The sequence below is a fragment of the Nocardia farcinica genome (genome assembly GCF_029867845.1).
GTDB lineage: Bacteria > Actinomycetota > Actinomycetes > Mycobacteriales > Mycobacteriaceae > Nocardia > Nocardia farcinica_A.
Window position 1 is genome coordinate 1 of the sequence record NZ_JARWRU010001275.1, and the last position, 4410, is coordinate 4410.

The following is a 4410-nucleotide window of genomic DNA, read 5'->3' on the forward strand; positions in this document are numbered from 1 at the left end:
CGCGCGCCCCCAGGGGGGTGAGCTTGCTGATGCGGCGCAACATGCCGGGCACCGAGGCGGGGTCGACGAAGCGGGTGAGCGGCTGGCCGACGACTTCGGCGGCCGCACGGGCGCCGATCAGGCGGACCGCGGCGTGGTTGACGTAGACGACGATCCCGTGCTCGTGCACGCAGATCCCGTCCGGTGTGTGCTCGATCAGTGCCCGGTACCGCTGGGCGAGCTGCTCGGCGTCGACAGCGTCGTTCGTAAGCTCCTCACCCACCTCGTCGACCCCCGATCGTAGACCTGACTACGGTTGCAAAAGATCACTCCGCTATGACGGTTGTCCAGCTCACATTCTGACGTAGAACTTCACGAGCACCCCGAACTTGATCATTACATCAGGCAACGGTTCGTGGGAAGGTGGGGTTCCGGGCCGCGCGGGGCGCCCGGGCCGGGGAGGAGGGGATCGTGGCCGGAGCCGGAACAGGCACGCGCATCGTCGGTCTCGGCGCCGTCACCGGATACGGATGGGGTGTCGAGGCGCTCTGGCAGGGGCTGCTGAGCGGGAAATCCGCGGCCACGCTGCACCCCGGATACGGTCCGGCACGCGACGAACAGGCCTGGATCGCCCTCGTGCCCGACGGCGGCGGCCCCCCCGCCGGGGGCCCCGCTTTGGGCCCCCCCACCCCCACGCCCCCCCGGGGGGGCCCCGCCCCGCCCCCCACCGAGATGCTGCTGCGCAGGCTGGACGGCGGCACCGTCCCGGTCGAGACCGTCTCCGTGCTCACCCCCTGGCACGACCACTACGCCTACCAGGTCGTCATCCACGACCTGAGCGCCCAGCGCGCCGCCGAGGAGGCCCAGCGCCGCGCCGAACAGCACTTCACCGCCGTGGTCTCCCAGCTGGAGGAGGGCGTGGTGGTGATCGCGCGCGGCGGCATCGTGGAATCGGCCAACCCGGCCGCGCTGCGCATCTTCGGCGCCAGCGAGCACGCCGACGAGGTCGTCGGCCACGACATCGAGGACCTGCCGCTGGTGCTGCTCGACGCCAACAGCAAGCCCATGCCGGTCACCGAGCACCCGATGGCGCGCACACTGGCCACCGGCGAGCCGTTCACCGGCTACGTCTTCGGCGTCGACCGTCGCGACGGGCAACGGCGCTGGCTCAGCGGCAGCAGCAGACTGCTCAACCCCGGCGACCGCTACTCCTCGGTGGTCTCCTCCTTCTCCGACATCACCGAGTTCCGCGCCAGCCGCCGCCAGCTCGAGTACCAGGCCACCCACGACTCGCTGACCGGGCTGGCCAACCGCTCGCTGATCCTCTCGCAGCTGGCCGGGGCGCTGGCCGCCACCAGCGACGACCTGCCGGTGACCACGGTGCTGTTCATCGACCTCGACGAGTTCAAGTCGATCAACGACTCGCTCGGCCACTCGACCGGCGACACCGTGCTGCAGATCGTCGCCCAGCGCCTGCAGCGCGCGCTGCGCTCGGGCGACCAGATCGGCAGGCTCGGCGGCGACGAGTTCCTGGTGCTGCTGGCCCAGGCGCCGGGCAGTACCGACATCGACGCCATCGTGGCCGGTCTGCGCGCCACCCTGGCCGAGCCGATCATCGCCAACGGGCATCGCATCGAGGTGCGGGCCTCCATCGGCGGCACCGCGCTGGCCCTCGGCGATCCGCGCAGTCCCGAAGAGGTGTTGCACGACGCCGACGTGGCGATGTACCGGGCCAAGCCGCCCGGGCAGCGCGACCGCTACGGCAGCGGCCCGCATCGCGGCATGGATTCCTCGCACGTGTGCTGACCGCCCGCGCGTGCGCTGATACGCCCGGCCGCCGCGGCGCAAGGCCGGTCACATCGCGACCACGGTGACGGCGGGAGCGGTGCGCGCCCAGTAGACTCGACAGTTCTGTTTTCCGCCGCGCCGACATCTCGCGCACGGCGCTGCCCAGCGGACAGCGGCATCGAGAAGGAGTGCACAGTGCCCGACCGCCTCACCCAGGCCGCCGACAGAACTGGCGCCGGTCGAACCGACGCCGCAGGCCACCGAGACGGCGCCACCGGCGCCACCGCCGAGCGCGACCGCGAGATCGCCCACGAGCAGCGGTATCTGACCGTGCTCTACGACCGGCTCGACGCCATGCGCGCTTACACCGAGAACCGCCTGCGCACGGTGCTGCTGGAGAACAGCGGCGCCCCGCAGGCCCGCAGCGAGCGCGAGTCGTTCACCCAGCTCTACACCGAGGAGCTGGCCAAGTTCGACGCCGCCGAGCACGGCCTGTGTTTCGGCCGCATCGATCTGGCGGCCGAGGACGAGGAGCCGCGCTACATCGGCAGGATGGGCATCCTCGACGAGCGCGACGACTACGCCACGCTGCTGCTGGACTGGCGCGCGCCGATGGCCCGACCGTTCTACCTGGCCACCACCGCGGCCCCGGACGGGGTGACCAGGCGCCGCCACATCCGCACCCGCAACCGTTCGGTCACCGCGATCACCGACGAGTACCTGGACCTCGAGGCCGCCCAGCGCGCGGGCCACATCGAGGCGGACGGCGGGGTCGGCAGCGAGAGCGCGCTGTTGACCGCCCTGAACGCCGCCCGCACCGGGCACATGACCGACATCGTCGAGACCATCCAGAGCGAGCAGGACGCGATCATCCGCTCCGAGCACAAGAGCGTGCTGGTGGTGCAGGGCGGTCCCGGCACCGGCAAGACCGCGGTGGCGCTGCACCGGGCGGCCTATCTGCTCTACAACTACCGCCAGCAGCTGGCCAAGTCGGGCGTGCTGATCGTCGGGCCGAACGCCACCTTCCTGGACTACATCGGCCAGGTGCTGCCCTCCCTCGGCGAGACCGGCGTGCTGCTGTCCACCATCGGCGATCTGTACCCGGGTGTGAAGGCCACCCGCACCGATTCGCTGCGCGCGGGTGAGATCAAGGGCTCGCTGCGCATGCTCGAGGTGCTCAAGCAGGCCGTGCGCGAGCGCCAGGAGGTGCCCGCCCAGCCGATCACACTGAGTTTCGACGGCTATCCGGTGACGCTGGACAAGAAGATCGCCACCAAAGCACGCGGGCGGGCCCGCTCCTCGCGCCGCCCGCACAACCTGGCCAGGCCGATCTTCGCCAACTCGGTCATCGACGCGCTCACCGAGCAATTGGCGCAGACCATGGGCGCCGACCTGTCCGGCGGCCCGAGCCTGCTCAGCCGCGCCGACCTGGCCGAGATCCGCGACGAGATGAAGTCCGATCCGGCGGTGCAGGCCGCCATCGGCGCGCTGTGGCCGATCCTCACCCCGCAGCAGGTGCTCGCCGACCTGCTCGCCGACCAGGCCCGGCTCGACAAGGCGGCCCGCTCGCTCGAGCCAGAGGAGCGCGCCGAACTGCTGCGCCCTGACACCGGCGAGTTCAGCGCCGCCGACGCCCCGCTGCTCGACGAGCTGGCCGAGCTGCTCGGGGTCGACGACGCCGAGGAGCGCGAACGCGCCCGTCGCCGCTGGCGGGCCAAGATCGCCGAGGCGCAGGACGCGCTGGACATCCTCACCGGCTCGGCCCCGCAGGACCTCGAGGACGACCTCGACCCGGAGATCCTCATGGCCTACGACCTGATCGACGCCACCCAGCTGGCCGAACGCCAGGACGTGCGGGCCAGGCTGACCGCCGCCGAGCGCGCGGCGGGCGACCGCACCTGGACCTACGGGCACGTGATCGTGGACGAGGCGCAGGAGCTGTCGGAGATGGCGTGGCGGATGGTCATGCGCCGCATCCCGAACCGGTGGATGACGGTGGTGGGCGACGTGGCCCAGACCGGCGACCCGGCAGGCACCTCGTCGTGGCAGGAGGTGCTGGAGCCGTATGTGGCCAAGCGCTGGAAGCTGACCGAGCTGACCGTCAACTACCGCACCCCCGCGGAGATCATGGCGGTGGCCGCCGACGTGCTGGCCGCCATCGACCCCGCCGCGGGCGTGCCGCGCTCGGTGCGCGAATCCGGGCACGTGCCGGTCGCACACCGGGTCCGGCGCGAGGAGCTGCCCGCCCGGGTGTCCGAGGTGGTGACGCGGCGACACGGGCCGGGGACCACGGCGGTGATCGCGCCCGCCGACACGGTCGCCGATCTGGCCGAGCTGGACGGGGAGTCGGTGCGGGTGCTGACCGTGCAACAGGTCAAGGGCCTGGAGTTCGACGACGTGGTGCTGGTCGAGCCCGCCGGATTGCTCACCGAATCGCCGCGCGGGCTCAACGATCTGTACGTGGCGCTGACCCGCGCCACCCAGCGGTTGATCGTGGTGCACAGCGCGGAGCTGCCCGAGGTGCTCGATCGGCTGAACCGCCCGGCGGACTGACCGCGCTCCCGGAGACGGGCTCCGCTCCGCACCCCGGTCGAGCGGGGGGGCGAAGCGGAGGACGGCGGACTCAGCGCACGGTGTGGACGA

The 4410-nt window shown here is 71.8% G+C and carries 3 protein-coding genes; 2 read left to right on the forward strand and 1 reads right to left on the reverse strand.

The annotated features are described in order from the left end of the window. Positions 1–262, reverse strand: a 262-nt coding sequence (locus QH283_RS28570; protein ID WP_280506036.1) for a PAS domain-containing protein, incomplete at its 3' end; no start/stop codon positions are given. Positions 263–450: 188 nt separating this feature from the next. Here QH283_RS28570 and QH283_RS28575 point away from each other — a divergent pair. Together QH283_RS28575 and QH283_RS28580 are read left to right on the forward strand one after the other, a co-directional pair. Beyond that, entirely contained in the window at positions 451–1785 is a 1335-nt protein-coding gene (locus tag QH283_RS28575; RefSeq protein ID WP_280506037.1) for a diguanylate cyclase domain-containing protein, read from the forward strand. A gap of 285 nt (positions 1786–2070) precedes the next feature. Further along, on the forward strand, positions 2071–4320 hold the full coding sequence (locus QH283_RS28580) for a HelD family protein (RefSeq protein ID WP_280506038.1): 2250 nt from the start codon (positions 2071–2073) through the stop codon (positions 4318–4320). The last annotated feature ends 90 nt before the right edge of the window (positions 4321–4410 follow it).